The sequence below is a fragment of the Clostridioides sp. LIBA-7602 genome (assembly GCF_056688945.1).
Window position 1 is genome coordinate 1535790 of the sequence record NZ_CP196991.1, and the last position, 26809, is coordinate 1562598.

Below are 26809 nucleotides of genomic sequence, written 5' to 3' on the forward strand. Positions count from 1 at the left end.
TGAAAACTATCAGCATAAGTTTAAAAGATAATTAAGGTTTAAGAGTAACATAGTATGTTTTTAAATCTTACTAAAGTTTTATATTAACTATGTGGTATGCGAAGAAAAAAGTTCTAGAGATAGGTAAAAATGTTGTCAAAGTTTTATATTAACGATGTGGATTTAAATTAAAAATACTAAAAAACACTTACTTTATTGTAGGTGCTTTTATTTTACCAAATTATGCTATAATGTTGTTTGAGATGAGTAATTTGTGGGGGAATTTTGATATGCCAATGATAATAGTAGCAATAATATTAATGTTATTAGGAATAGTTATTTTTATAGGATTTATGCCAGGAAGTTTGGTACTTTTGGCATCATTAATAATTATTTATTTTGTTAGAAAAAAACAAAGAGTTATGTGTATTATATCTTATATGTTTCTTATTTTTACAATATATTTATATGCAGTTTGGGAAGATATAAGCCCATATACAGAAGAAAAGATGGCTATTTTAGAGGAACAACAAAAGAAAGAAGAATCAGAAAGAATCAGAAAACAAGAAGAAATAGATAAGGAAAAAAGGGAGAAAAAATATGGAAAAAAAATCTCAGCAGAGGAGCTAAAAGCAAAATTAGAAGAATTAGTACCTCAAAAATATAAAGGTAGTCACTATAAAGTTGATGTAGTTGAGTCTGGACTTACTCAATTTTATTTAACAGTACAAAATGAAAAATTTGAAAATACTAAAGAATGTCAACTATTTATAAAATATATTACAGAAGAATTAAAGGATTTTAAGATAGATTGTTGCACTTTTGAATTTTATACTAAGGATGATGGGGGTAAGTATAATAGTATTTATATTAAATACTATAGAGAAGTACAAACTGGTGAAAAATCTGTATTAGATTTACATATTAGTGAAGATAATATTATGACTGATGAAGAGATTCAAAATGGTATAGATGAAGTTAAAAAGAAAAATTATCAGAGTTATGTAGACCCATTAGAACAAATAAAGAAACTAAAAGAGTTGTTAGATTCAGGAGCAATTACACAGGAAGAATATAATAAAAAGAAAAAGGAATTATTAGAATAGATGATATAGTAAGTACTTACAAATATATAGGTGTTCTTAAATTGATAACTTATTTCATTTTAATTTTATAGTTTGAATTTTATGATATAATAAAAATATAGAAATTTTGCAGTGAGCGATATTCGTGATAAAGTATGATTTAACAGTTGCAATGTAAGGCTTTGAGGCTGTGTGATAAGTGTTATCAACTGCACTACTCATGGTTCACTGCAAATTTGAGAGAGTTGTATGTGTGTAAGCATTGGAAATGCTAAGTTTATTTTGGGGTTTTATATTAACTAAGTGGTATGTAAAGGTTTTTTCTTTAAAACATATACTTGGTCTAACATTGTTTTATATTAACTAAGTGGTATGTAAAGACCACTATCAACTAACATTGTAGGTCTTGGTATTATCCGTTTTATATTAACTAAGTGGTATGTAAAGTATTAAACCCCCATAAAAGTTGAACCTAGATAAAAACGTTTTATATTAACTAAGTGGTATGTAAAGTATTCAATATCTATATAATGCAATTCTGTTATTATAGGTTTTATATTAACTAAGTGGTATGTAAAGTTAGGTTTACATGTTTGAAATACAAAGTCAAATAGAAAGTTTTATATTAACTAAGTGGTATGTAAAGCTAGACTGTGTACTATTAGTATTACCAACTAATACAGGTTTTATATTAACTAAGTGGTATGTAAAGTTATATCAATTTCAATTTCTGTCATTGTTGCTCTTTTTGTTTTATATTAACTAAGTGGTATGTAAAGCTACCTTTTAGGGATGTAAGCGGGAAACTACTGTTTCGTTTTATATTAACTAAGTGGTATGTAAAGATCTTAATGCTAAAACTTTCAGAATAAGGACAGTCATGTTTTATATTAACTAAGTGGTATGTAAAGTTTTATTTTTTATTTTTATAAGTCTTTTAAACTTTTAAGTTTTATATTAACTAAGTGGTATGTAAAGAAGTATAAGACGCAATATAGAGGAATTAAATGCTAAAGTTTTATATTAACTAAGTGGTATGTAAAGAAACATTTAGTAAATGACTTTGCTAAGAAGTTCAATGTGTTTTATATTAACTAAGTGGTATGTAAAGTCTGAGAACTTTTTTTTTGCAAAAAAACATTGAAAGTTTTATATTAACTAAGTGGTATGTAAAGTAGTCTTATACTTATCATCTTTAATTTTAGTAGCATTGTTTTATATTAACTAAGTGGTATGTAAAGAATACAAAAGATATATATTCAAAAAACTTAAATATTTGTTTTATATTAACTAAGTGGTATGTAAAGGAATAGGAGCTGGATTAGTTTCTGCATCTAAAGCAGGGTTTTATATTAACTAAGTGGTATGTAAAGAATATACAATTATTATTTTTAAAATGTATGTCATAGTTTTATATTAACTAAGTGGTATGTAAAGCTAATCTATGCTAGGTAGAACAGGAGCAGGAGTTTCAGTTTTATATTAACTAAGTGGTATGTAAAGAATTTAATCACCACCTCGATTACTCAATTTGTAAGTCGTTTTATATTAACTAAGTGGTATGTAAAGTATAAACCTTTTTTCATGTTGCACTCTAAAAATCTTAGTTTTATATTAACTAAGTGGTATGTAAAGGGGTTAGAACCTCCCGATTCTAAGACTATTTGAGCTAGTTTTATATTAACTAAGTGGTATGTAAAGTTATAATAGTCAAAACTTTTTAATTGACTATCATAAGGTTTTATATTAACTAAGTGGTATGTAAAGATAATCATACGAGGACAAGATGAGTCTAGTTCTATAGTTTTATATTAACTAAGTGGTATGTAAAGTGGGTGGAGCATTAGGAGTATCTATGAAAGATTTATCGTTTTATATTAACTAAGTGGTATGTAAAGTTTGCAACAGTATAGGTTATAGAAACTGCATCATAATGTTTTATGTTAACTATGTGGATTCAAAATTAAAAATAATCCAAAAACACTTGCTTATGGTAAGTGTTTTTTTAATTGAAAGGATGTGATTATAATATAAAATAAATATAGAATAGGTAAAATATGTAAGAATTATATGTTATAATATTTTGAGCAAGGAAAATAAAATTGAAAAGCTAAGGGTGATTAAAAAAATAACTTTTAAATTCTAATCAATTAGAGAAATTCACCTTTTACAAAGTAAATTTTATCTCTTTGCTTTCACTATAGCATAAATTAGAAAAAATATGTAAATAAAGAAACAATGCTTATTAAATTTAATAGGCATTTTTTATTTTAATATTAAATAAGGAAGTGAATATATGGTAAGAAAACTGCTGTGTAATATTCAAAAACACATTAGAAAGGAAATGATAACTTGGTAATAGATATATACATAAAAAATGAAAAAGAAAAAATAGATTTCCATTTCCCAGTTAATCCACAAGATTTTTTATCTATTAAAAAAGAAAAAAGATTTGAAACTGTTCATATAGTGAATTTAGTTGAATTTGACATTAAAAAAGAAGGCGAGAAGATAAGAAAAATATCATTCAAGACCTTCTTACCCAACTTATATGATGCTTCTTATTGTAGATATAGTGAGTTAAAAAACTCTACTGAAATAGTTGCAATGCTTGAAAAATGGTAGACCAAGCCGAACCATTACGCTTAATAGTAACTGGTTTTGGTTACAATGGGTTAGTTACAATATCTAGTTTTAGTAATACTCAAACAGCAGGAAGAGAAGAAGATAGGGACATTGAGATAACATTATTTACTTCATTAATAATTATCTTATATATACTAGCAATAAAAAAAGACCCTAAAAGAGTCTTTCCCGAAAAATCTATATATTATAATATAGTTATATTTTCTGCTTGAGGACCTCTAGCGCCTTTAACTATATCAAAGCTTACTTGTTGACCTTCTTCTAATGATTTAAATCCTGAAGTTTGTATAGCTGAGAAATGAGCAAATACATCATCTCCACCTTCTATTGATATAAAACCAAATCCTTTTTCATTATTAAACCATTTCACTATTCCATTATTCATTAAAAATACTCCTATTAACCTATATCAAGATATACTTGATTTAATTGTGTATTACCACAAATACTATTGTATCATAGATTAATAGAAATGTCTACTTAATTATATTTTTAAGTTAACATTTCTGCTTGTTTTTAATATTAAAAATATATTTAAGAGCTTTGTATTACTATAGATTGGTGCGAATGGAGATAAAGTTAAAAGAGATTCTCTAGAAAACAAAATCTATATAACTTTGTATTTACAAAATTATAATAATCGTATGAACTACTGATATAAGCAGTCAACATATGTGTACACTTATCCATTTTATCTCTAAACATATAAATTATTATCTCGCTAAAAAACTTTCATAAAAACAAAAAGAACTATATATTTTTGGTAACTGGATGACATAATTTATAAGAATTTTATAAGTCTTAGTCCCTATAGCTTTGCGTCACTAAATTTCTATAGTTTTGCCGATTTAGTTTTATTCTACAATTTAATAATACAATGCAATTAGTTATTATTCAATATATGTGTTTGAAAATTGAATAAGTTTATAGATATGAATAATATTTTTTATATATAAAAACAAACTAAATAAGTAGAATATATGGAAAATTTTACCTGTAGTTTTTGTGTTAAAAAGCTCCTATCATTAGTTTAAGTTAGACTGAATGAGGGAGCGACACAAGATGGAAGAAGAAATGTTAATAGAAAAATTATTAAGAGCAGAACTAATATTAATGGAGTATTTATGGAAAAAAGATTCTATAATATCTAAAAAAGAAATTGTAAAATATATAAAACAGAGGTATGGATGGCATAAAAGTACAATAAAAACACTATTAAAAAGATTGGTTGATAAAGGTTATTTGGCTAGAGATATTATAAAATTTCAATCTCATTATAAAATAACAATAGATAACGAAGAATATTACGCTTTTAAGAAAAAGGTACTAAAATCTAGTAAAAGTAGAAAAATAATGCGTTTTCTTACTACCACACATAAATCTATAAGCAAAGATAAGTTAGATTCACTAGAAGAGTATTACAGTAACTTAAAAGAATGATATGGTGAAAATTGGGTGGTATTATTTACCTTAATTCTCTTGTTTGGAAAACTTTATTAAGATAGAATTTTATTTATATATGAATCGACAAGAGGGTATATATAACGTGAAAATTAGTAAATTACCAGAAGCGGAATTAAAAGTTATGAGATATATTTGGGAATCATATAGAATATTGACATCAAGAGAAATTGTTGAAGCCATGGAACAAAAATATAAATGGAAAGACACGACTACATTTACAGTATTAAAAAGATTGCAAAGAAGAGAGTTTTTAGAAACAGGGAAAATAGATAAACGTACTCACTATAATGTACTAGTAAAAGAAAAACAATATCAGAGATTTGAAACAAGAGAATTCATAAAAAATATACATAAAAATTCAATTAGAAGTTTGATTTCAGCATTACATAAAAATGATGAGAAAGTAGATGAAAAAAATTAAATGAGTTAGAAGAATATTTTAAGAGTTTGGAAAAAGATGATTAATAAAAAATATAGTATTATTTAATAAAAAAATGGAGTAGCAATTTTTTGCCACCTATTTGCCGCCCAACTTATTATATAAAATTAACTATAAATAAAAATATAAGATAAAATAAAAACATTGATTTAATGTCTGATATTTTAATGGTTTCAAAATAAATATAAATAAAGACAAAGAAAATACTACAATTTATAACCGAAATTCAAGTACTTGTAACTAAATAGCTAGATTTCAATGATATATCAAACAAATCTTCAAACAATCAGATAATATCACAAATTCACTTACATTTTGTTTAAGTTTAATCTATAGTATATATAAATAATAATAAAGTAATAAACTTCGAAATCAAAAAAATGAAGAAGGTGTTTGTATGTATAAAATAGGTGAAGCTTCAAAAATAACTAAAATATCATCTAGAATGCTTAGATATTATGATAAAGAAAATATATTGAAACCTAGTCACATAGAAAATAATGGATATAGGTACTATACAGAAGGAGACATTAGTATAATATCAAAAATAAAAAACTTAAGAAGATATGAGTTTTCTTATGAAGAAATAAAAGATATATTTGATAATAATAAATATGAAAATATAGATATATATATCAATAAGATTGAAGAACTAACAAAAAAAATAAATAAATATGGATATTTAATTTCAGAAATAGAAGAAAAGGTAAAATTTAAAGATACAATTATAAATAATTATGATGTTAATATTTGTGAAAGACAATCAGTTAATACCTTGTGCAAAAAAGCCATTATTACTTATAAAGAGATAGGAGAATTTATAGAATCTTGCTATAATACGATTTCAAAAAGCAAATCTAATAAAGTTGGATGCTATTATGTAATGTTCTACGATAATGAAAATATAGATGAAAATACATATGAAATAGAATATTATCAACCTATTATAGATAATAAAGAAATAAATGGATTCAATAATAAGGTAATTGAAAGTGGTACATATATTAGTACAATATGTTATGGAGATTATGAAAATTTAATTGATGCTTATAATGCTTTGTATAAGTGGGTTAAAAATAACGATTTTAAAGTTAAAGGAAATTTTATTGAAAAATATCTTGTAGATTCATTATTAACTCCCTTTAGCTATGAATTTATAACAGAAGTATCTATAAAAGTTTCAAAAGATTAGTTGACCTTGACACTATGATAACCTTTATACTTGAATTATAAAAATAGAGGAGGTTATTATGAATAAAATAATTTCAATGCTGGTATTACCATTATTATTGATGATGAGAGGATTTACAAAAGGTTATGAAAGTGAAAATATAAATCAAAATAATCAAAAAAAGTATTATATGACACTAGAAGATGAAGAACATGAAGGCACTTGGTTGCAATGGCCTCATAGTTATACTTATGGAAAAGAATATCAAAAGAGAATAGAAGATGTATGGGTAAAGATGACAAAGTCTTTAGTGGAAGGTGAGAATGTTCATATAGTAGCTTATAATAATAGTGAAAAAGATAGAATAGAGAATTTATTGAAAAAAGAAAACATTGACATGAGTTATGTAGATTTTTATATTCATAAAACTGATGATGTTTGGATAAGAGATAATGGTCCTATATTTGTATATGATGAGAGTGATGAAATTGTAATATTAGATTGGGGATTTAATGGTTGGGGAAGAAAAGAACCATATAGTAAATCAAATCAGATTCCTAAAAAGATAAGTGAAGACTTAGGAATTAAAAGTATAAATTTAAGTGAAGTAGTCTTAGAGGGCGGAGCAATAGAGCTTGATGGTAGTGGAACATTTTTAGCGACTAAAAGTTCTATAATAAATAAAAATAGAAATAAAAACTTAAGCCAAGGTGATATAGAAAAATATATAAGAAAATATTATGGAGTAGAAAAATTTATATGGTTAGATGGTGTAGTTGGAATAGATATAACAGATTTTCATATTGATGGATTTGCAAAATTTTATGATGAATCAACAATAATTACATTAAATAAAAAAGGATTGATAGACTGGGGATTAAAGCAAAAAGATATTAATATATTGTTGAATTCAACAAATGTAAAAGGGAAAAAATATAATTATGTATATCTACCACTTACGCAAAACAATGTTAAATTAAAAAATGGAAAAAAATTAGCATATCAAGGTTCATATATGAATTTTTATATAGGTAATAAAGTTGTATTAGTTCCAAATTATAATGACCCAAATGATAAAGTTGCGAATAAGATTATACAAGATTTATATCCTGATAGAAAAGTAATAGGAATAGATATAAGAGAGTTATATAAAGATGGTGGAATGATTCATTGTGTAACTCAACAACAACCTATAGCTGTAGTTAAAAATAGAGAGTAATAAAGTGTGATATTAATTAATATTGACAGCTTATTTATGGAAAAAAGATTCCTTAATGAGTAAAAATGAAATTAAAGAAGTTAGAAGAAAATTTTAAGCATTCAGAAGAAAATGATTAATAAATAACATATAGTATTGTTGAATAAAGAAAAATGGAGTGGCAATTGTTTTGCCACCCATTCGCCACCATATTTTAAAATCGGTGGTAATTTGTATCTTTATATTTGTTTTTCATATTTCTAAAGTTTCTATAAGAGGATTATCACTAAATAATTTTAATAAATTTGTTTTTTTGTATCCTTTAGGTAACTTAGTATATATAACTATTTCTAACCAATCTCCATCAAGGCGTTTAATATTCATGTTTATAATTTCAATATTAGATTTCTTAAATTTCTCCTCAATATATTCTATCGAATCGCTTCTATTAGAAATCTTGAGCGAAACTTGTTCTGCTGTAGGGAGTTTCATCCATTTCCTATCTCTATGGAGTAATATCTGCACAATAACAATGATAATACTTGAAACAATACCTAATAAATATAGCCCAGAGCCAATAGCAAGCCCTGTACCTGCTGTTGCCCATATACCAGCAGCTGTAGTAAGTCCACTTACTGATTGATTTCTAATAAATATTAATCCAGCTCCTAAGAAACCTATTCCACTGACAACTTGAGCTGCAACACGGGCTGGGTCTAGACCAATACCTGGAGTACCTACTATATCATTAAACCCATACTTAGAAACAATGATTATAAGCGCTGAACCTAATGCCACTATAAAATGAGTTCGTATTCCAGCTTCTTTTAGTCTATTTTTCCTTTCATATCCAATTAAAGCTCCACAGAAACCAGCAAGGATGATTCTTGCTATATACTCAAATTGAATTAGTATATGATTATTCATTTGTCTAGCACCCCTTTCTATATAATAATATATATACTATAATACTACATTTTTTATGTGGATATAGTAAAGTTTAAAATTTATATGATAGTTATATATGAATATAAAATAGATAAGAGTATTTTATATATATAAAAATGATAGAACGTATCTAATTTTAAATGATTAAAGAGCATACTTAAATAAGTTAAGTTTGCTCTTTTTAATATGGTAAATATTTTTATTTATAACAACTAGATAAAAAAATATCTGTATTTTTTATATCTGCAAAACTCTTCTGCAATGATGCCATGAATACTTGATGAACAGTGTTTGCATGAATTTCTACATCACCCCAAGATAAATTTTTTGTTGTACAGGCATCATCTATAAGAGTTATGTCGTATCCCAGTTTTTTTGCTGTTCTTACACTTGTATCAATGCACATATGACTCATCATTCCACAAATCACCAACTTAGTTATATTTTTTTTCTCAAGTACAGTTTGTAGGCTGGTTTGAAAAAAACTGTCTGGTGAATGTTTAATTATAATTTCTTCATTTGTCAGTGGAAAAACAGCTTCATTTATTTCTGAACCATAAGTGTGAGGAAGAAAAAAAGAAGCTGTTTTATCTGTTGATATATGTTGTACATGAATAACTGGTAAGTCATTTTTTCTAAAGAACAGCAATATTTTCTTTGCATTTTCAGCAGCTTTTTCTGGTTCAAATAATTCACATTTTCCGTTTTTAAAATAATCATTCTGAATATCAATTAGTATTAAAGCTATAGACATGTTTATACCTCCTATCTATCCTTATTATAATATTCATATAAAAAATGTAAATTACTTACTTTTTGGTATGTATAAAACTATTTATTATAACAAATTCCTTTGCTGTCTAGAACCCCTTGTTGACCATTTTCAAGCATATATTCTATACCTATTTCTTGCATTATTTCCACAGCTTTTAACATTTTTTTACCACGGTCAGTAAGAAAATATTCAACATGTAATGGATAACCAGGTGAACTTATCTTATCAATAATACCAAATTCATGTAGTTCTTTTAATTGTTGAATTAACATTTTTTGATTTATTCCCAAAATGCTATGTTCTAAGTCAGAAAATGTCTTATTAGACTGTCTTAATTCAAATACAAGGATAGTTTTCCATTTTCCTTTGATTATGTCATGTACAATTTCAAGAGGACATGTGTATTCATCTCTTATTTTCATAATATATCACCCCCATAAAATGATAATAAATTATATCACTTGTATTGTGATATGACAAATATATATGAATTGTATGTAAAGTTTATGGTTTATTAAGTTCTAAAATTCTTCTAGCGTAGTTCACATTTAATACACAAATAATTAGTAAGATATAAGTAAATAAACATATAAAATAACTATAGAAATTTAACTTTAAAATAATTTATGATAATTTAGAGGAGGAAAATATATGAATATATCAAGAAAAGCTATGAAAATAATAGAATTGGCACAAAGAATAGCAATCAAGAAAGGTATGTCAGTAGAAGAAGCTTGGAATGAAGCACTAACAGAATATAAAAATAAATATGAACATATTGCATAGATATTGAAAAAATGTAGCTTATTTAAAATATAAAATGACATATAATCTTTAATTGTATATTTTTACAAGAAATAAATTAGCTTACAATTCTAAATTATTTTTGAAAAATTAAGAATATTTGGTGGAATATAATGAATTTAAATGATACTATAAATTATAAGGTATATCATTATTAATGCAAAAGGAGGATATATACTTGATTGTAAAAATAGATAACACTTTAGAAAAAGAATTTTGGCAATATGTATCACATGAAGAAAGTTTAAACTTATTCATAATTGGATATGTTGAAAACTATGGATTTAGCTCCTACTCTCAAGATATATGGTCTCAAATGAAAGGAGGAAATATAACTTCTATAATATTAAAGAGTAAGTCAACACTTATAATTTATAGTCTAAAAAATGATTTTGATATAGAAGAGATGAAGTATCATATAAAAGATTTGGATGTAGAAAGTATAAGTGGAAAAAAGTGTGTAATGGATAGATTAATAAGTGGATATAAAGATTTCTATGAAAAACTAGATAATAAATTTTGCATATTAAAGGAAGTAAAAGAAATTGATTTCTCCAATATGAGTGAGTATAAAATAGAAAAGGCTCAGGAAAAAGATGTTGATGAAATAGGTAAACTTTTAAATAACTCAGATTATAAAGTAAGTAAAAATTACATAGAAGAAAGAAAAGAGCATTTAAAAGAAGGAAATGTAAGAGCATATTTTATTAAAAATAATGACATTATGATTAGCACTGCATCAACTGGTATGGAAACTAGTTTTTTGGCAATGGTAGTATCTGTAAGCACCGATAAAAAATATAGGGGAAAAGGATTTGCAAGTTATATAGTTTACAATTTAAGTAAAGACTTATTGTTGGAAGGAAAGGTACCATGTCTTTTTTACAATGATGACATAGCAGGTAAAATATATAAAAATATAGGATACAAAGAGATAAATGAATGGACAATCCTTTTTAAATAACTATAAAAAATAGTGAATTTTCGTGTCATTCATAATGTATCTTATACAACAGCTTAAACATTTGAAAGACGCTTGATTGATGGGGTTGTTGGTATTTATGGACTATTCATTTAAGCGGATTTTTCTTTGAAAATTGATTAAATGATGTTCCTATTCCACAAGTCCCTATAAAATTTGTGACATAGGAAAGGTCCAGCTACATTGAGTAACTGGGCCTAATTATCATATGTATGGTTATGTACAGACATGGTATAAGATGGAATTTTGTATGGCTCGAAAATAAATTTTTAAACTCTATCAGATTTTTTCATCATCATAATCCAATTTGAAATTGTATCTAAAACCAGTTTGCTATTTCCACAGTTACAGTGGTTACTAGCTTGTTCTGTTTCTGTCATAAGACGGAATGTAAGTGAGCGAACATTGGTAAGTAAATCAATCTCTTTACTAACAGTTCTATAATCAATGAAATGATCTTGCGTTGCACCCAAAATCAAAATGTCTTGTGTTATCTTTTTCGCAATAGGCTCTATTTGATAATCGTTGATTCTTTGAAAATACTCATAAGGTGTAGATGCTTCATATGCATACATTCCATGATTTAACCCCCATACTACCAGACTATCACCACGATTCATTTTTTGTTTTATTATGAAATTGATTAGCCATTTTGTTTTAAATTTTAGCAGTAAGCGAAGTAGTTTTTGCATTTTTATTGGTTGCGATCCAATTATTACGTCTAAGAAATTGGGGAATACAGACCAAGCTACCACTCGCTCAATTCGTTTTTCAAAGGCTGCTACTCGTGGAGCAAGAAAACCTCCCAAGGAAGCACCTACGATGGTTACATTATCTAAATGAAAATAGTCTAAAATTGCTTTTACAGGACGTTCCCATTGATAAGTAAAGTGTTTTTCCTGTAAACGCATCACGCCACCTTGACCAGGTCCCTCAAAAAGATAAACATCAAATCCCTGTGATGCAAGATAAAGCATCGGAAAAAAGAATTCTTCAAAGTAAGAATCATTTCCACCATGAAGCAATATAATGTCCTTTTTCTCTCCCTGTGCTTTTGCATACATCACAGGTAGGGTGATATTTTCATATGGCACATGAAAAATCTGTATAGTTCCATTTGAGAAATATTCAGAGTAGTATTCGTAAAATAGAGTAGTCGCTTTTTTGTAGGATTCTATTTTATCAGGGTCGCCATCGTACATAAAAAATTCACTCATACGATAGTAAGCAATGGCATTTTCTATGCGTTCATCTTGTTCGGCTTCTTGAGCCAGACATATAAGTTCTATTTTCCAACTTTCACTATCGACAATTTTAGAAGCGACTTTTTGTATATCTTCCAAGCGACCTCCGCCCCACATAATAACCCTGTTTAACTGAAAATTAAAATTGGCGTTTGTATTAAGGGAATATAAGCCTTTATTAGAGGTAATATCACCACTTTTTAATAATAACTCATAAGCCTTGCGAAGCTTTGATAAAGCCAAATAACTGTTTAGTGATATTCCCATTTGTTCTTTGAAAAGATGAGAAAACCGGCTTTTGGACAATTTTATTTCAGCACATATCTCAAAAAAGCTTTGATTATCAATGTGTGTGGACTTTAGAATATGATTCAATGCCCATTGTATTCTACTGTCTGTAAGAGATGAACTATGATAATTTAAATTCAATAGATGGAAAACTTGATTTGAAAAGTCAATATAGCTTTGGGGAAATCCCTTTGCCTGACAAGTGATATAAATTTTTTGTATTTGTTCAACTATGAGATTGTCTATAACGAAAAAAGGATAGCCTAGTAATTGATGTTGATTAAGATTTTGAGATAGCATGCTTGTGTCATCTATCAAGAAAACCAACATTTTGTTATCTTTACTTGACACTGTATGTGCGACATTGGAATCTATAATAATCCCCTTACATTGTAATTCCTCGCCATTATCAAACATCACAGACAAGTTTCCAGATTGTGATATAATAATATGTTTTGCAAAGTGTTGATGAATAGTTGGTTGCTTATATTCTGTATCTAAAAATATATGGTCAATCATTACACAAATCGTAGTCATAGCGGTCAACTCCTCGTTTATAGGTTAGCATATTATACAGTTTTTAACAAGAAAGGCTAGTAATTGTATTTTTTGACACTGTAAATTATTACACAATATTGTTATACATATAGAATTTAATAGGTTATGCACAAAGGGTGTAAAACGACTTTCAAATGCGATATAAGGAGAAATAACACCATTTTAGAGGATATTCAAGAGCCTTATTTTATGTAATAAAAAATAAAAAACTCCATTAAGAATTAAAGTATTTATAAATAGTTTTATTTTTACTATAATTCATGATGGAGTTTTTTTGAAATTAAAATATTATTTTTTATTACTTAGATAATCAAGCGTTTTAAGTTTATAACCTTCTTTTTCCCAATGTGTAAGTACTTCATCCAATATTTCAGTGTTTGTTGATGAATTTGGATGTAATAGAACTATTGCACCAGGATGTGTTCTTGAATAAATTTTGTTTTTAGCAAATTCATGAGTAGGCTGTTTCTTTTCATACCAATCTACATAAGCAAAACTCCAAAATATAGATTTATATCCTAAATCTTTTGTGTATTTCAAAGACTGTTCACTAAATTTTCCCATAGGTGGTCTAAAGTACTTAGGCATTTCTTTTCCAGTAACATCTTTGTATGCCTTTTCTACACTTGTAATTTCTTCTTTGAATTTTTCAAAATCTGTAATACCTGCCATTGATGGATGACTTTTTGAGTGATTACAAACTAAATGACCTTCTTTTTCCATACGTTTTATCAAATCTGGATTGCTTTTTATATAACTTTCAACTACGAAAAACTGTGCTTTAGCATTGTGTTTTTTCAGTGTATCTAATAATTTTGGAGTATTTCCACTTTCATATCCAGCATCAAATGATAGATATATAACTTTTTCATTAGGATTTCCTACATAATAAGAATCATATTTTTTAAAAAAATTTGCTTCTTTTATAGGAGATGGCTGTTTACCATCCTCTCTAGGATTAAAATACCAATCGTATTCATGGGTATCAAGTGTTGGGCTAGAGATTTGAGTTTTTGTTTTGTCTAATGATTTAAAGTTTATACTAGCAATTCCCAAAAGTATTAGAGCAAATGTTCCAATTAAAATGTATTTTTTTAGGCTATCTTTTTTCACAATTTCACCTCTTATTTAAAATTTCAAGTATCTTTCTTACAATATAGTTTGAATATTTATAGTTAAAAATATTCATATATACAGATAATAAATTAAAGAAATTTGTTGTAAGATATATAAAATTAATATTAATTATATTAAATAAAGTACATATAAATGATAAAATATAAAGAGCAATCATTGTATATAAGTTAGACTTGTTTAACTTGAAGGGATATAAAAATGGATAATATAATAAGTGTATTGAATAATGTTGTTTTTTTAGATATAGAAATTAGTGGATTAGATTATCTAAATTCAGAAATTTTAGAAGTTGGAGCTGTTAAGGTTAAAGATTGGAAGATAGATACATATCAATCATTAATAAAAAATAAGTATGATGTACCTATAGAAGTATTTTCACTATGTAGTAATTTAAATAAAAGTGATTTAGAAACAGCTTATGAGATAGAAAAAGTCGAAGATAGACTTATAAATTTTGTAGAAGATAGCGTGATTATATGTCATGATTTAAGCTTGAAAAGAAAGTGTTTTGAGTATCATATGCCAAAGTTAAAAAATAAATTTATTGATTTAATTGAATTAGCAGTTATTTTAGAACCATATCATAAAGAGTATAGCTTGGAGTATTTAAAAAATAATTTGACCAACTATGATTATAAAGTAAAAAATAGAGCGTTGTCAGATGCAATTGATATCGTAAATATTGTAAATTGTCTTCTGGTAAGATTTAATAATTGTGAAAAAACTACTCTAGAACCATTGAGTTTTAAAATAAATTCTTATCTTAAGAAGTTTAATCTTTTAACATGGGAATGGAGCAAATTTTTAGAAGAGGCAAACTATGATTTATCAGATAATATAAATATTAAAAAAGAATATAAAGAATTTAACTCAAAGGAAGAGAAGAAAAAAGAAAGAGAAACCTTAAAAATTTTAAATGAGGAAGAAAAAAATTATGAAGAATTATTAAAATACAAAACCATATGGGAGAATAAAGAAGGATTTACATATGAGTATAGATCAGGTCAGTATGAGCTTACCAAAACAATAAGAGAGTTGTTTAGAAATAATGAAGATGAAGAAAAAATTGCATGTATAGAAGCGCCAACTGGTATAGGTAAAAGTGTAGGATATTTATTGCCTGCGATATTAGAAGCTAGAATTAATAAAAAAAGGTTGTTAATTTCTACTGATACAAAGGAATTACAGATACAATTAATAAATAAAGATATTCCAAATGTGTTAGATTCTTTAGGTCTAAATGGAAAAGTAAGTTATGGATATATAAAAGGAAAAAATAACTATATTTGCATAGATAGACTGGAAGCATATATAGCAGACTATGAGTCTCAAGAACCTACTAAGGGAGAAATATTATCTTTAATATTTTTAGAGAGATTAGTTGAAGGTGGTAAACATGGAGATATAGAAGAAATAAATTATTGGGTGTTGGATAATTTTAAGGAAATAAATGTACACTTAAGAAATATAAGTTGTGACCCAAACATGTGTAGACCTAAAAAGTGTAAAAAAGATTGCCTATATAAGAAAAGGACAGAAGAATTGAAAGAAGAACATATAACAGTAGTAAACCATTCTTTATTAGCTAAATGGCCATATAAAGATGAAAAACCTCTAGAACATATAATAGTAGATGAAGCACATAATTTGACTGAAAAGGGATATGATTTCTTTTCAAGCATTATAAATTCAAAGTCTTTAAGATATTTATTGCAAGAAATTTATCCATATGAATTCATTCAAGATAGTAGCTTCATATATAAAAAATATAGTAAAAATATGAGAAAAATAAAGGCTTTTGATAAATTTTATCATATATTAAAAATTGAAAGAAAAGATAAACAAAAAATTGCTAGAAGTATAAATCTTATTCTTGAAGAGATAGATTCAATATTAGACTTTGGTAGCTGTAATGAATATAATAGTGTAAGCAATTATAATTTAAGATGGGAATTAAATCTGCAAATAGATGAAATTGTGGGAAAACTAAAAAAAGATGGCATAGATACTGAAATAAGTTATAGATTGTATAGTGAAAAGATAAAATCAAGTTGTGAAAAAATAATAAAAAATTTAGTTGTAATAATAATAACAATTTATAGAAATATTGATGATGATAATATAGATAAAGAAACCGACATATATAAATTTGGAAAAGCAAAGGCTAGAGACTTAGAGGATATAAAAATTATATTTGAAATATTTTTAGAATATGATGAAAAGGATGATTATGCAAGGATAGTTGAAATTGATAAAAGTTATAATGATTTTGAATTTAGAGTAGTTCCATTAAAAATAGCAGATTTATTTGAAGAAAATATTTTATCTCAATTAGAAAAAGGAATATTTTTATCTGCAACCTTGAGTTTATCTGAAAATATGTCTTATTTTAAAAATACATTAGGAATAGATAGAGTTAAGAATGTAGAAAAGATTATAGAGCCAATTTTTGATTATAAAAATATGGTATCTGTGGTTGCTTTCTCTGATATATGTGAGTATAGAAATACTGAATTTCCAAATGAAATGAGTAAAATTATATCTAATATATCACAAATTACAGAAGGTCATACACTAGCTCTTTTTAATAGTAAAGACAGACAAGAAAAGACTTATGAAATATTGAAAAAATATTTACATGGTTTTAATTTAGAAATTTATGCTGATAAAAAGGGTATTAGACATCTTAATGATTTGAATCGAAAGTGTGTAGTACTTGGTTCAAAAGGATGTTTTGAGGGTGTAGATATTCCAGGAGATGGTTTGGTTTGTGTAACTTTAGACAAGCTTCCAAATCTAAATCCCAAAGACCCTTTGTATTTTACTATAATGAAGAAGTATAATATAGATTACTACACCATAAATTACCCTCAAATGACTATAAAAGTAAAACAAGCTATGGGAAGAATCTTAAGAAGTAAATATGACTATGGATGTTTTGTGATTTTTGATGTAGGAACTAATATAAGTGTACTGAAGAGATTGGAGAAAGATTTGCATGGTTGTAAAATTTCAAAGATGAATAGTAATGAATTTTACACTTATGTAAAGCAACATTTAAATAAATCTAGAAGCTTGATACTAAAATCTGTTATATTTGATACTGTAAAAGCGTTAAATGTCGATGATAGAATAGATAATAATGATGTTGATAAGGATATCATAAGAAAAGACATGAATGAAAATATAAGACAAAGAGCTGTAAAAGGAGAAGTGTATTATATAGATATTATAAACAAAGATATGAAAGTAAAGTATTTTGATAAGAACTATCTGATAAATTTAGACATATTTATGAGAGAAGAACATAAAAACTAAGGGTGGGAGTGATATATTTGGCAAAACAGAAGTTTTATGCTGTAAAAAAGGGTAAAAGTATAGGCGTATATAATACATGGGATGAGTGCAAAAAACAGGTGAATGGATTTTCAGGAGCTGAATACAAGAGTTTTCCTACTTTACAAGAAGCAAAAGAGTATATTTATGGGTCAGAAAAATCGAGCTTTAAAGAAGATGAAGAAGTTATAGAAGCATATGTAGATGGAAGCTATGAACATTCAATAAAGATGTATGGTTCTGGTGTTGTGATTTTAAAAAATAATGAAGTTATAAAAACATATAGTGAAAAAGGAAAAGAGGAAACTCTTGTAGGAATGAGAAACGTAGCTGGAGAAATAGAGGCTTCTAAAATTGCAATGCAATACTGTATTGAGAATAATATTCAAAACCTGATTTTATATTTTGACTATGAAGGTATTGAAAAGTGGTGTACTGGAGTTTGGAAAACAAATAAAGAAGGAACTATAGCATATAAAAATTTTTATGACAGTATTAAAAATAAATTAAATGTGAAATTTACAAAGGTTAAAGCTCACTCTGGAAATAAATATAATGAGGAAGCTGATAAATTAGCCAAAAAAGCTATTGGTGTATAACAAAAAATTGTTGATATATAGTAAGTTGTCATAAGTATAGATTTAAATTCTTAAGTTATAATTAAAAGAGCAGAATTGTATTATAGTAAAATAAGCATCTAATTTATAAATAATCAATAGTATTATTAATTAGATATAGTTTATTTAATATAATACAATCTGCTTCTTTCATACAATAAAACTATAAAATTTCTTACGCTCTATTAGAATTGACCATATATACCTTCAAGTTCTTCCTTTAATACCTCAGGGTCATTTATACCAATTGACATAGTTCTAGCCAATATATTTGCTTGGTCATAAGTTGATGTCCATGAAAATACACCACCTAGACAATTTCTGAGAACATATTGAGTTTTTAAGAAGATGGATAAGGAATCATCATAGGACATTGCAAACTCTCCATCCCTAACTAAATATGGAACTTGAGCAACATTATCAAATCTATATTCATACCCGTTTTTATTTATATAATCTCTTCTAAGTTCATCATAAGTTCTTGTTATAGTAGCACCTAATCTTCCGTAAAATGGTATGCCAAGAAGTATTTTTTCAGAAGGCATTCCAGCATTTTCAAGATTTCTTACCATTATATCAACGCTATATCCTGGTAAAGATAAATCAGATTCAAAAAGATTTGCTTGATGTTTTCTACCATTTGGACCTGTTTCACCTGCTGTAAAATCATAACTCATAAGATTAAAATAATCTATTATTGGTGCTATTTTATCTATTTCAGCACTTGAATTTATATATCCTCTATCTCCTGTTCCAGCCACACTAAGCCATTTTTCATCTCCTATAACATCTCTTATGGCTGTCAATAAAAGTGTAAAGTTTTCTCTATCCTGAGGTCTTGATACTATTCCAGATGCACTACTTCCAGGATATTCCCAGTCTATATCAACTCCGTCTAAAGCATATTCATTTATCATCTGATTAACCTGTCTTGCAAAATTATATCTAGATGTAGGAGTTAATGCTGCATCAGAGAAGCCCTCAGCTCCCCAACCTCCGATAGCTACAATTACTTTTAAGCTAGGTTTTTCACCTTTAAGAGCAAGTAATTGATTTAAAAATCTAGGATAAGGAATAAATAAATTGCCAGACTGGTCTATCTCTGCAAAGGCAAAGATAACTGCATCCAATAGTTGAGCATCTACATTAGTCGGATTACCAAGAACATATTCTGCCACAATTGGACTTATATCTGGACAATTTGCATTTTCAACTATTGGATTGTATGGGTCTGTTATTTGTGGTCTAGCTAATTTTTTTGAATCTTTCAAAGTCTTCATAGCTATTTTTTTAGTATTTTTTTCACTAGTATAATCATAGTTTTTATAATTTTGTTTATAGAAATCTTCATAACTACTATCTTCTTTATCGTAGTTATAATTTATTGCATCACAAGATTTATCTTTAAGTTTGCTTTGTTTAGAGTTAGAAGTTTTATTGGTATTTTTAGTGTGCTTCTGTTCACAGTTACAATCTTTTTTAATATCATTGTTGTGATTTTCTTTACAATCATGAGTTTTATTCATATAGTCAGTATTTTTATTCTCGCAATCAGATTTATTTTCAATATTTTTAGTATGTTCTGTATTCCAGCTACAATTATTATCAATCTTCTTATTTAATTCTTCGTCATTATAATTATCTGGTACAAAACATAAGTACCAGTCCATACAGGAATATTTCTTATTACAGCTGTTAACCCTATTTTTTAATTCTTTATAGTTTTTAGGATATGGTAGAATCACTGGCATACCAGGAAACCAGTTTGCAGGCGTAACGATGTTGTCTCTATCACTAGTTTGAAGAGCATCTACTATTCTAAGTATTTCTGGGATATTTCTTCCTGTAGTCAGTGGATAATAAAGAATCGTTCTTAAAATTTGATTATTATCTATAATAAATACAGAACGAACAGTTGATGTATCACTCATTGGTTTTGATATCATACCATATAATTTTGCAATTCTCATATCTCTATCTTCTATAATAGGAAATGGTATTTCTACACCTGTAAGTAAAGAGATATTGTACATCCAAGCAAGATGTGAACTATTGCTATCAACGCTTAGACCAATTAATTCCGTATTTCTTTTTTTAAATTCGTCATAATATTTAGCAAAACACAAAAATTCTGTAGTACAAACTGGTGTAAAATCACCAGGATGTGAAAATAAAACAATCCAATTACCTTTATAATCAGAGAGTCTAATAGGGCCGTTTGTTGTATTGGCTTTAAAATCAGGAGCCTTTGATCCTAAACTTGGCAAATTTGGCATGTAAATCACCCCTCAATAAATTATCATTTATTTTATTCTATTAATTAATAGAGATTAGTGTTACTACTTTATTAAAAATTAAGGAATCCTAATGTCAAAAAAAGCTATTTATTAAAAATATTTAATATTTTCCTAACATAAATGACAATAGTAATTGCTATTTTTTTACTAATTTGGTATAGTAATGGATAAGGGGTAGTGTCAATATTAGCGATTATACGAGGTGATTGAATTGAAAAAAATTCTAAGAATTTTAGTTATCTCCATGATGATATGTTTTGCAATGACTTTTGCATTAGTATTAATAAATTCAGTTATGGGAGTACATATAGGATTGGATTACTACTTTTTGATGGGAAGTGTACTTACAGTTTGTTTAACAACTGGAGTTGTTTTATGCAATGCTAGAAAAATATTTGATAATAAAACTATACATAAAACAAGAATGAAAAATGTCAATGCTAATAAAAAACAGAAAAGTCATTCTAGAGATATAAACAGAAAGATATCATAATTTATGTAAAGGAAATATTTATGTATAAAATAATGATTGATAGGTAAAATAAAAACACGATTTAACTTGTGTTTTTATTTTTTTTCAAGAATTATGATATAATAACCAATAAGAAATTTAGTTTACCATAAAATATAAATATTGCTAAATGGAGAGGGAACTATAATGAATTTTAGAGATTTATTTGAAAAAGCTGTAGATTTTATTGATGAAAAAAGAAAGTCTATAGTTGCAATTTCATTATCAGTATTAGGCGTAATTGTTTTAATGATAGTATTTTTCTTAAGTAGTAATGAATTTAGTGTAGGAAATGAAGCTAATGAGTTGTTGAAAATTATAGACAAAAGACAGTATTCTGTAGCTGTTGATTACTATGCAAGCATAGAAAAGAAGTTTTCTGACTCGAAAATGGAAAGATTCAATAAGTCTGTTTCTAAAAAAATAAACAAATTGTTATTAAACAGTGGAGATAAATATTTAGATGGAGATATAAGTCAAGAAAGTTTTATTGGATTAATAAATACAGTAAAAGAGTTAAATAAAATAAATATAGATATGGATGATTTATTAGTTCAGGCTGATAGAGTTAAGGAAATGTATAAGGAAGAGAATACTACTTATGATATTGCCATTAATTACATAAACACTGTTTCGATATTAAATGGCGTGGGTAGTAATTTAGATGTATACAAACAGAATATAGAAACAATCAAGGAATCTAGAGATGTTTATGATTCTGCAGTCAAAGACCAAAAGGTCTATAAGTATTATGAAGCTATTGAAAAGTATAATAAAGTATTAAAAGAAGATGAGAAGTATTATAATATGGCTCAAAATGCTAAAAAGCAATGCATTGAGGAAATGTATGATTACTATATAAGTAAAGCTGAAGAGGCAAACACTTCTGGAGACTATGAAAGAGCATTACAGTATATAGAGTATTTAAAAGAAGACTATTCAGATGATGAAAAGGTACAAAGTTTAGAGAAAAAATATAAAAAGAATTTATCATTGTATACTTTAACATCTGATGACATTATAAATGTAATATCCAAAAAAAGTGGCAAAGACAAGTCAAATCTATCTATAAACTCACTTCCACAAATGATAAAAAATAATAAATACTATTATGCCGAAGTATATGAATATGATAAATTAATAAATGAGGTATTAGTGAGTGCAAAAACTAAAGATTTATATTCATATAAAGATGGTAAAAAAGATTACAAAGTAGACTATGGAGATGGGTACTTTAGAATATTAGAGGATGGAAGCTATCAATTTGGTATTACTAAAGATAAAGCTAAGTTTGTATTAACTAATACTCTTGATGAAAAAGAAAATAAATATAAAAAGGTTGAGATATTAGATATAGAGAAAGCTGACAGATATGTAAAAAGTAAAAAAACTTTAGAAGAATTATTTGGAAAGTATAAAAATATTTATTATTATGCTGTAGTAAACAAAGGATTGTTTAAAGGTAAAGAGGTTTACGCGGTTAATATTTACAATGAAAAAATATATGCCATATCAGAAAAAGGTCTAAATGAATATTAATTAATTATATTAATAATGTTAAATTATTATATAATTAAAAAGTTTTTGGGTTTTTAAGGCAGATTATGTAGTAATATAATAGTAGGTGTATATAAATAATTTTATTGTAAGGAGAAGTATGGGATGAGTAATGTGAACAAAAAGCTAGTTATAGCTATTGGAGCTGTAGCATTAGTAGTCATAATTTTTATGGGTGTAATGTGTATGCAATTTAAAGGGGAGAAAATAGCAAAAAACACATATGTTAATGGAGTAAATATTGGCAAATTAACTAAAGCACAAGCAAAACAGGAGTTAAGTAAAAAATACAAATTAGAAAATGTTGAGTTTATCTACAATGATAAAAACTGGAAAGTTAAAAGCAAAGATTTAAATTTATCTACAGATTTGGATAAAACAGTAGAAAATGCATATAATTTAAATAGAAAGAATGGTTTCTTTGGAAATCTATCAAAAACTATTTCAGCAAATTTTGGAAAGAAGAGTAACTTAGTAGTAGTGATAAACTATGATAAAAATAAGCTAAAATCAGAGATGGAAAAGATAGCTAAAGAAATAGATGTAGACGTAAAAGATGCAACACTTGATATAAGTGGCGAAAAAGTAAAAGTTGTGCCAGACTCTGATGGTCTTAAAATGGACATTTCTAAGAGTATGGAAAGTTTTGATAATCAAACTAAAAAAGGTAACTATAAGAACAAATTAGTAGTAAAAGCTACTCAAGCAAAGATAAAAAAAGAACAGCTTGCTAAAATAGACACAAATTTAGGTACGTATTCAACAACATTTAAGACTTCTCAGGTAAATAGAAGTATAAATATAAAATTAGCAACAGATAACATAAGTAATGTGTTGCTTATGCCAGGAGAAACTTTTTCATTTAACAATCATACAGGTAAAAGAAGTAAAGAAAATGGATACAAGAGTGCACCTGTAATAATGGAGGGTGAGATGGAAGAAGACTATGGTGGAGGAGTTTGTCAAGTTTCATCAACATTATATAATTCTGTGTTATATGCAGGTTTAGAAATTGTTAATGTAAAAAATCATACAATACCATCAAGTTATGTTCCAAAAGGAAGAGATGCAACTGTTGCAGATAGTGGAATAGATTTCTTATTTAAAAATAATCTAAAGCATCCAGTTTACATAAAAAATTACGTTTCAGGGAATCAAATTGTTTGCAACATATATGGAAGTGCAGAAGACAAACAAAACATAACAATATCAACAAAATTAGATGGTGTTTCACAAACTACAATGAAAAGAGTTAATGATTCTACAATGCCTAAAGGTAAAGAAAAAGTGGATAAAAGCGGAAGAAATGCATACTCTGTATCAACATATAGAACATTTAATGACGCTAATGGCAAGAAAATTAAAACTGAAAAAATAGCTAATTCATATTATCCTAAGAAGGAAGGTATTATATTAGTTGGAACTATGGAACCAAAACCAGAAGAAAAACCAAAGACAGATGAAAATAAAAATAATCAAAACACAAATAATCAAAATCAAGATAATCAGCAAAAACCAGAAACACCACCAACTGATAATAAGCCTAATGAGACACAACCACAACCGCAAGCTTAAAGTTCTCAAGAATAGGATTTATGTAGAGTGTTAAAAAATATAAATCTAAATAGGAGGGATTACTTTGAATTTAAATAATATAACGAATTACGTTCAAAGTATTTGCGAGAATATTTCTAATGTGTTGGATGTAGATGTTACTTTAGTTACAAAAGATTTAACTAGGATAGCAGGTACAGGAATATTCAGAGGTAAAATAGGAGAGACAATCTCAGAGAAATCAGTATACTCTCTTGTTTTAAAAGATGGAAAATCCTATGTTATAAATAAGGAAATAGAAGAGAACTGTAATAAATGTGCAAATAGAGAAAATTGTAAAGAGTTAGCTGATATATGTACTCCTGTTAAAATGGGAGAACATATACTTGGAATTTTGGGTATAGCTGCATTTAATGAAGAGCAAAAGGAGAAAATACTTTCAAAAGACAAGGAATTAACTGCTTTTATAAGAAGTATGTCTGACTTAATATCTTTTAAACTAGATGAATTATATAAACAAGAAGTTAAGACTATGGATGACCTTGAGAGGGAAGCTATAGAAAAGGCTATAAAAAAATATGGAAGTAACACAGAAGGTATGAAAAAGGTAGCAGAGGCTTTAAATATAGGTATAGCTACACTGTATAGAAAAGTAAAAAAATTCAACATTAAAAGTTAGTAATATTGTAAAAGAGGTAACCTTTTCACGAGAAGAAGAGGATTACCTTTTTTATTATGGGAATAATGGCAAAATATGTATAGTTTTGACTTGATATATTAAATATGTTATCTTAAATATATATTTTAGAGTGGAGGTGAGTATTATTTTAGTTAAAGATATAAAACAGGATATAGAAAACATGCCTAGAAAAATTTTAGATATATCTTTGATAGAAGATAATAAAAGTGATTTGACTTTTTTTAACATAGAAGAAGAAGATGGTGATGAGACACTAAAAACATTAAAACAGAGTTATGTGACTACAAATTATAAAGAAGAGACACTATTGAACTTACAAGGAGCTTTAAATTCAAAGTCAGACACAACATCAAAGGAATTAAAATTAGAATCATACAAAAGATATAATAATGCATTAGATTTGGCATATAAAAACTATATAACTAGTGCTATTAATATGGTGAACAAAGCTTTAGAAATAAACCCTAAAGATATTGATATACTAAATCTTAGAGGTCTTTTAAAGCTATTAAAATGTGACTTTGCTAAGTCATTTGAGAGCTTTTATACAGCTTTATGTTATGAAAATAACCATATATCGAGAAAATATGTAAATCTAATTTCATCTGAAGATTTTAAAACATTTTTAGGAAGGTACAATCATTCTATAAGATTTATAAATGAAGAATTAAATTATGAGTCAATACATATTTTGGAGAATATAATTGAGGAAGAACCTGAACTAATAGAACCATATGTAATTTTATCTTTGTTGTATGATAAGCTAGGCAATGTAAAGAAGAGAGAAGGATACTTAGATAAGCTTAAAGAGTTAGATAAAGATAATCCAGTATTTGAAAATAATGAGGACAAAAAAGAAAGCACAAGTAAAAAGGAAGAAGTAAAAAAAGTTAAAAAGAAGAAAAATATTTTACCATATATTATAGTTGTTTGTGTTTTAATAGGTATGGGTGTATATTTGATTCAAAGTAAAAAGAGAATAGAAAATTTAAATAATCAAATAAGTAGTAAAGATGAAAAGCTAAATGAAACTGATAAAAAGCTGGGAGAAACAAGTGAAAAATTAGAAAAAACGAATAAAGAGTTAAGTGAAGCTAAAAATAAAGAACCAGAAAGAGATATAACTGTAGCTGATGAAGAAGATTTATACTATCAAGCTCTAGATTTAAAGAAAAATAAAGAATATGAAAAAGCTATAGATAATTTTAAAAGTGTAGTTTCTTCTGGTAAAACTAAAAAATATATTTCTGAATCAATATATCAACTAGCCATAACAAATAAGTTATTAGGAAATAAAGACGAAGCCATAAAATATTATAAAAAGTATATAAATACTTATACTAAACACGACCAGTATTATGATGATTCATATTATGAGCTGGGTATGCTTTATTATGATAATGGTGATTTGAAAAATGCACAACAAACTTTTTATAGTTTAAGAAGTGAAGTTCCAGACAGTATGTATAACAATTCAAAAATAAAAGAGATTTTAAGTGAAAAATAGGTTTATAAAGTT

Annotated in this window: 21 protein-coding genes, 1 pseudogene, 1 CRISPR repeat array and 1 riboswitch; of the genes and pseudogenes, 15 read left to right on the plus strand and 7 right to left on the minus strand. The window is 26.7% G+C overall.

Annotated features, from left to right (window positions below):
* Positions 1–269 precede the first annotated feature (269 nt).
* Together ACTG45_RS07385 and ACTG45_RS07390 are read left to right on the plus strand one after the other, a co-directional pair.
* A complete protein-coding gene (locus tag ACTG45_RS07385) occupies positions 270–1085 on the plus strand; it encodes an SHOCT domain-containing protein (RefSeq protein WP_021384222.1) in 816 nt (271 codons plus the stop codon).
* A gap of 266 nt (positions 1086–1351) precedes the next feature.
* Positions 1352–2962: direct repeats of the CRISPR family, unit length 29 nt; unit sequence GTTTTATATTAACTAAGTGGTATGTAAAG.
* A gap of 454 nt (positions 2963–3416) precedes the next feature.
* Positions 3417–3689 (plus strand): hypothetical protein, encoded by a 273-nt coding sequence (locus ACTG45_RS07390; protein ID WP_479920084.1) that lies wholly within the window; start codon positions 3417–3419, stop codon positions 3687–3689.
* A 205-nt stretch (positions 3690–3894) separates the two neighbouring features.
* On the opposite strand, the gene ACTG45_RS07395 is transcribed toward ACTG45_RS07390, so the two are convergent.
* Positions 3895–4095 carry a cold-shock protein gene (locus ACTG45_RS07395; RefSeq protein WP_021384215.1) on the minus strand — a complete coding sequence of 67 codons (201 nt, stop codon included), beginning with the start codon at positions 4093–4095 and terminating at the stop codon, positions 3895–3897.
* A 374-nt stretch (positions 4096–4469) separates the two neighbouring features.
* Positions 4470–4565, minus strand: a riboswitch (cyclic di-GMP riboswitch).
* A 207-nt stretch (positions 4566–4772) separates the two neighbouring features.
* Here ACTG45_RS07395 and ACTG45_RS07400 point away from each other — a divergent pair.
* The 4 genes and pseudogenes from ACTG45_RS07400 (at position 4773) to ACTG45_RS07415 (ending at position 8003) form a co-directional block, all read left to right on the plus strand.
* A complete protein-coding gene (locus ACTG45_RS07400; RefSeq protein ID WP_021384211.1) occupies positions 4773–5150 on the plus strand; it encodes a BlaI/MecI/CopY family transcriptional regulator in 378 nt (125 codons plus the stop codon).
* 106 nt (positions 5151–5256) lie between these two features.
* Positions 5257–5639: pseudogene (locus tag ACTG45_RS07405) on the plus strand (BlaI/MecI/CopY family transcriptional regulator).
* Between the two features lie 371 nt (positions 5640–6010).
* Positions 6011–6805, plus strand: a complete 795-nt coding sequence (locus ACTG45_RS07410) for a MerR family transcriptional regulator (RefSeq protein WP_479920085.1) — start codon at positions 6011–6013, stop codon at positions 6803–6805.
* 58 nt (positions 6806–6863) lie between these two features.
* A complete protein-coding gene (locus tag ACTG45_RS07415; RefSeq protein ID WP_021384173.1) occupies positions 6864–8003 on the plus strand; it encodes an agmatine deiminase family protein in 1140 nt (379 codons plus the stop codon).
* Between the two features lie 231 nt (positions 8004–8234).
* Here the strand turns inward: ACTG45_RS07415 and ACTG45_RS07420 are convergent, their stop codons facing one another.
* The 3 genes from ACTG45_RS07420 to ACTG45_RS07430 all read right to left on the minus strand — a co-directional run bounded on the left by ACTG45_RS07420 (position 8235) and on the right by ACTG45_RS07430 (position 10127).
* Positions 8235–8909 carry an MgtC/SapB family protein gene (locus tag ACTG45_RS07420; RefSeq protein WP_021384200.1) on the minus strand — a complete coding sequence of 225 codons (675 nt, stop codon included), beginning with the start codon at positions 8907–8909 and terminating at the stop codon, positions 8235–8237.
* Positions 8910–9129: 220 nt separating this feature from the next.
* A complete protein-coding gene (locus ACTG45_RS07425) occupies positions 9130–9684 on the minus strand; it encodes a cysteine hydrolase family protein (protein ID WP_479920086.1) in 555 nt (184 codons plus the stop codon).
* A gap of 77 nt (positions 9685–9761) precedes the next feature.
* Positions 9762–10127 (minus strand): winged helix-turn-helix transcriptional regulator, encoded by a 366-nt coding sequence (locus tag ACTG45_RS07430; RefSeq protein WP_479920087.1) that lies wholly within the window; start codon positions 10125–10127, stop codon positions 9762–9764.
* Between the two features lie 229 nt (positions 10128–10356).
* On the opposite strand from ACTG45_RS07430, the gene ACTG45_RS07435 reads away from it, so the two are divergent.
* Both ACTG45_RS07435 and ACTG45_RS07440 read left to right on the plus strand, forming a co-directional pair.
* Complete coding sequence (locus tag ACTG45_RS07435) at positions 10357–10491, plus strand: hypothetical protein (protein WP_479920088.1); 135 nt, start codon at positions 10357–10359, stop codon at positions 10489–10491.
* Between the two features lie 196 nt (positions 10492–10687).
* The gene (locus tag ACTG45_RS07440) at positions 10688–11473 is read left to right on the plus strand and encodes a GNAT family N-acetyltransferase (protein WP_479920089.1); all 786 of its coding nucleotides are present in this window, start codon (positions 10688–10690) and stop codon (positions 11471–11473) included.
* A gap of 287 nt (positions 11474–11760) precedes the next feature.
* Here ACTG45_RS07440 and ACTG45_RS07445 read toward each other — a convergent pair whose 3' ends face one another.
* Entirely contained in the window at positions 11761–13560 is a 1800-nt protein-coding gene (locus ACTG45_RS07445; RefSeq protein ID WP_479920090.1) for an alpha/beta fold hydrolase, read from the minus strand.
* 309 nt (positions 13561–13869) lie between these two features.
* The gene (gene pdaA / locus ACTG45_RS07450; protein ID WP_021384202.1) at positions 13870–14694 is read right to left on the minus strand and encodes a delta-lactam-biosynthetic de-N-acetylase; all 825 of its coding nucleotides are present in this window, start codon (positions 14692–14694) and stop codon (positions 13870–13872) included.
* Between the two features lie 222 nt (positions 14695–14916).
* Between pdaA and ACTG45_RS07455 the strand changes: the two genes are divergently transcribed.
* On the plus strand, positions 14917–18036 hold the full coding sequence (locus ACTG45_RS07455; RefSeq protein ID WP_479920091.1) for a helicase C-terminal domain-containing protein: 3120 nt from the start codon (positions 14917–14919) through the stop codon (positions 18034–18036).
* A 17-nt stretch (positions 18037–18053) separates the two neighbouring features.
* Entirely contained in the window at positions 18054–18653 is a 600-nt protein-coding gene (locus tag ACTG45_RS07460) for a ribonuclease H1 domain-containing protein (RefSeq protein WP_479920092.1), read from the plus strand.
* Positions 18654–18856: 203 nt separating this feature from the next.
* On the opposite strand, the gene ACTG45_RS07465 is transcribed toward ACTG45_RS07460, so the two are convergent.
* Positions 18857–20947 carry a peroxiredoxin gene (locus tag ACTG45_RS07465; protein ID WP_021384223.1) on the minus strand — a complete coding sequence of 697 codons (2091 nt, stop codon included), beginning with the start codon at positions 20945–20947 and terminating at the stop codon, positions 18857–18859.
* 265 nt (positions 20948–21212) lie between these two features.
* Here ACTG45_RS07465 and ACTG45_RS07470 point away from each other — a divergent pair, with 265 nt between their 5' ends.
* The 5 genes from ACTG45_RS07470 (at position 21213) to ACTG45_RS07490 (ending at position 26797) form a co-directional block, all read left to right on the plus strand.
* A complete protein-coding gene (locus ACTG45_RS07470) occupies positions 21213–21461 on the plus strand; it encodes a hypothetical protein (protein ID WP_479920285.1) in 249 nt (82 codons plus the stop codon).
* Positions 21462–21626: 165 nt separating this feature from the next.
* Entirely contained in the window at positions 21627–23018 is a 1392-nt protein-coding gene (locus ACTG45_RS07475) for a UbiD family decarboxylase (protein ID WP_479918501.1), read from the plus strand.
* A 123-nt stretch (positions 23019–23141) separates the two neighbouring features.
* Positions 23142–24611, plus strand: a complete 1470-nt coding sequence (locus tag ACTG45_RS07480) for a VanW family protein (protein WP_021384204.1) — start codon at positions 23142–23144, stop codon at positions 24609–24611.
* A gap of 64 nt (positions 24612–24675) precedes the next feature.
* Positions 24676–25269 carry a helix-turn-helix domain-containing protein gene (locus ACTG45_RS07485; protein ID WP_021384219.1) on the plus strand — a complete coding sequence of 198 codons (594 nt, stop codon included), beginning with the start codon at positions 24676–24678 and terminating at the stop codon, positions 25267–25269.
* 181 nt (positions 25270–25450) lie between these two features.
* Positions 25451–26797, plus strand: coding sequence for a tetratricopeptide repeat protein (locus ACTG45_RS07490; protein WP_479920093.1), 1347 nt, complete (start codon positions 25451–25453; stop codon positions 26795–26797).
* Positions 26798–26809: the final 12 nt, after the last annotated feature.

Bases quoted from the DNA above. Each gene is read 5' to 3' on its own strand.
- ACTG45_RS07400 (WP_021384211.1), top strand. From the start codon at position 4,773: ATGGAAGAAGAAATGTTAATAGAAAAATTATTAAGAGCAGAACTAATA.
- ACTG45_RS07395 (WP_021384215.1), bottom strand. From the start codon at position 4,095: ATGAATAATGGAATAGTGAAATGGTTTAATAATGAAAAAGGATTTGGT.
- ACTG45_RS07470 (WP_479920285.1), top strand. From the start codon at position 21,213: ATGATGATATGTTTTGCAATGACTTTTGCATTAGTATTAATAAATTCA.
- ACTG45_RS07430 (WP_479920087.1), bottom strand. From the start codon at position 10,127: ATGAAAATAAGAGATGAATACACATGTCCTCTTGAAATTGTACATGAC.
- ACTG45_RS07455 (WP_479920091.1), top strand. From the start codon at position 14,917: ATGGATAATATAATAAGTGTATTGAATAATGTTGTTTTTTTAGATATA.
- ACTG45_RS07385 (WP_021384222.1), top strand. From the start codon at position 270: ATGCCAATGATAATAGTAGCAATAATATTAATGTTATTAGGAATAGTT.
- ACTG45_RS07445 (WP_479920090.1), bottom strand. From the start codon at position 13,560: ATGACTACGATTTGTGTAATGATTGACCATATATTTTTAGATACAGAA.
- ACTG45_RS07480 (WP_021384204.1), top strand. From the start codon at position 23,142: ATGAGTAATGTGAACAAAAAGCTAGTTATAGCTATTGGAGCTGTAGCA.
- ACTG45_RS07475 (WP_479918501.1), top strand. From the start codon at position 21,627: ATGAATTTTAGAGATTTATTTGAAAAAGCTGTAGATTTTATTGATGAA.
- ACTG45_RS07420 (WP_021384200.1), bottom strand. From the start codon at position 8,909: ATGAATAATCATATACTAATTCAATTTGAGTATATAGCAAGAATCATC.
- ACTG45_RS07435 (WP_479920088.1), top strand. From the start codon at position 10,357: ATGAATATATCAAGAAAAGCTATGAAAATAATAGAATTGGCACAAAGA.
- ACTG45_RS07465 (WP_021384223.1), bottom strand. From the start codon at position 20,947: ATGCCAAATTTGCCAAGTTTAGGATCAAAGGCTCCTGATTTTAAAGCC.
- ACTG45_RS07425 (WP_479920086.1), bottom strand. From the start codon at position 9,684: ATGTCTATAGCTTTAATACTAATTGATATTCAGAATGATTATTTTAAA.
- ACTG45_RS07415 (WP_021384173.1), top strand. From the start codon at position 6,864: ATGAATAAAATAATTTCAATGCTGGTATTACCATTATTATTGATGATG.
- ACTG45_RS07410 (WP_479920085.1), top strand. From the start codon at position 6,011: ATGTATAAAATAGGTGAAGCTTCAAAAATAACTAAAATATCATCTAGA.
- ACTG45_RS07490 (WP_479920093.1), top strand. From the start codon at position 25,451: ATGCCTAGAAAAATTTTAGATATATCTTTGATAGAAGATAATAAAAGT.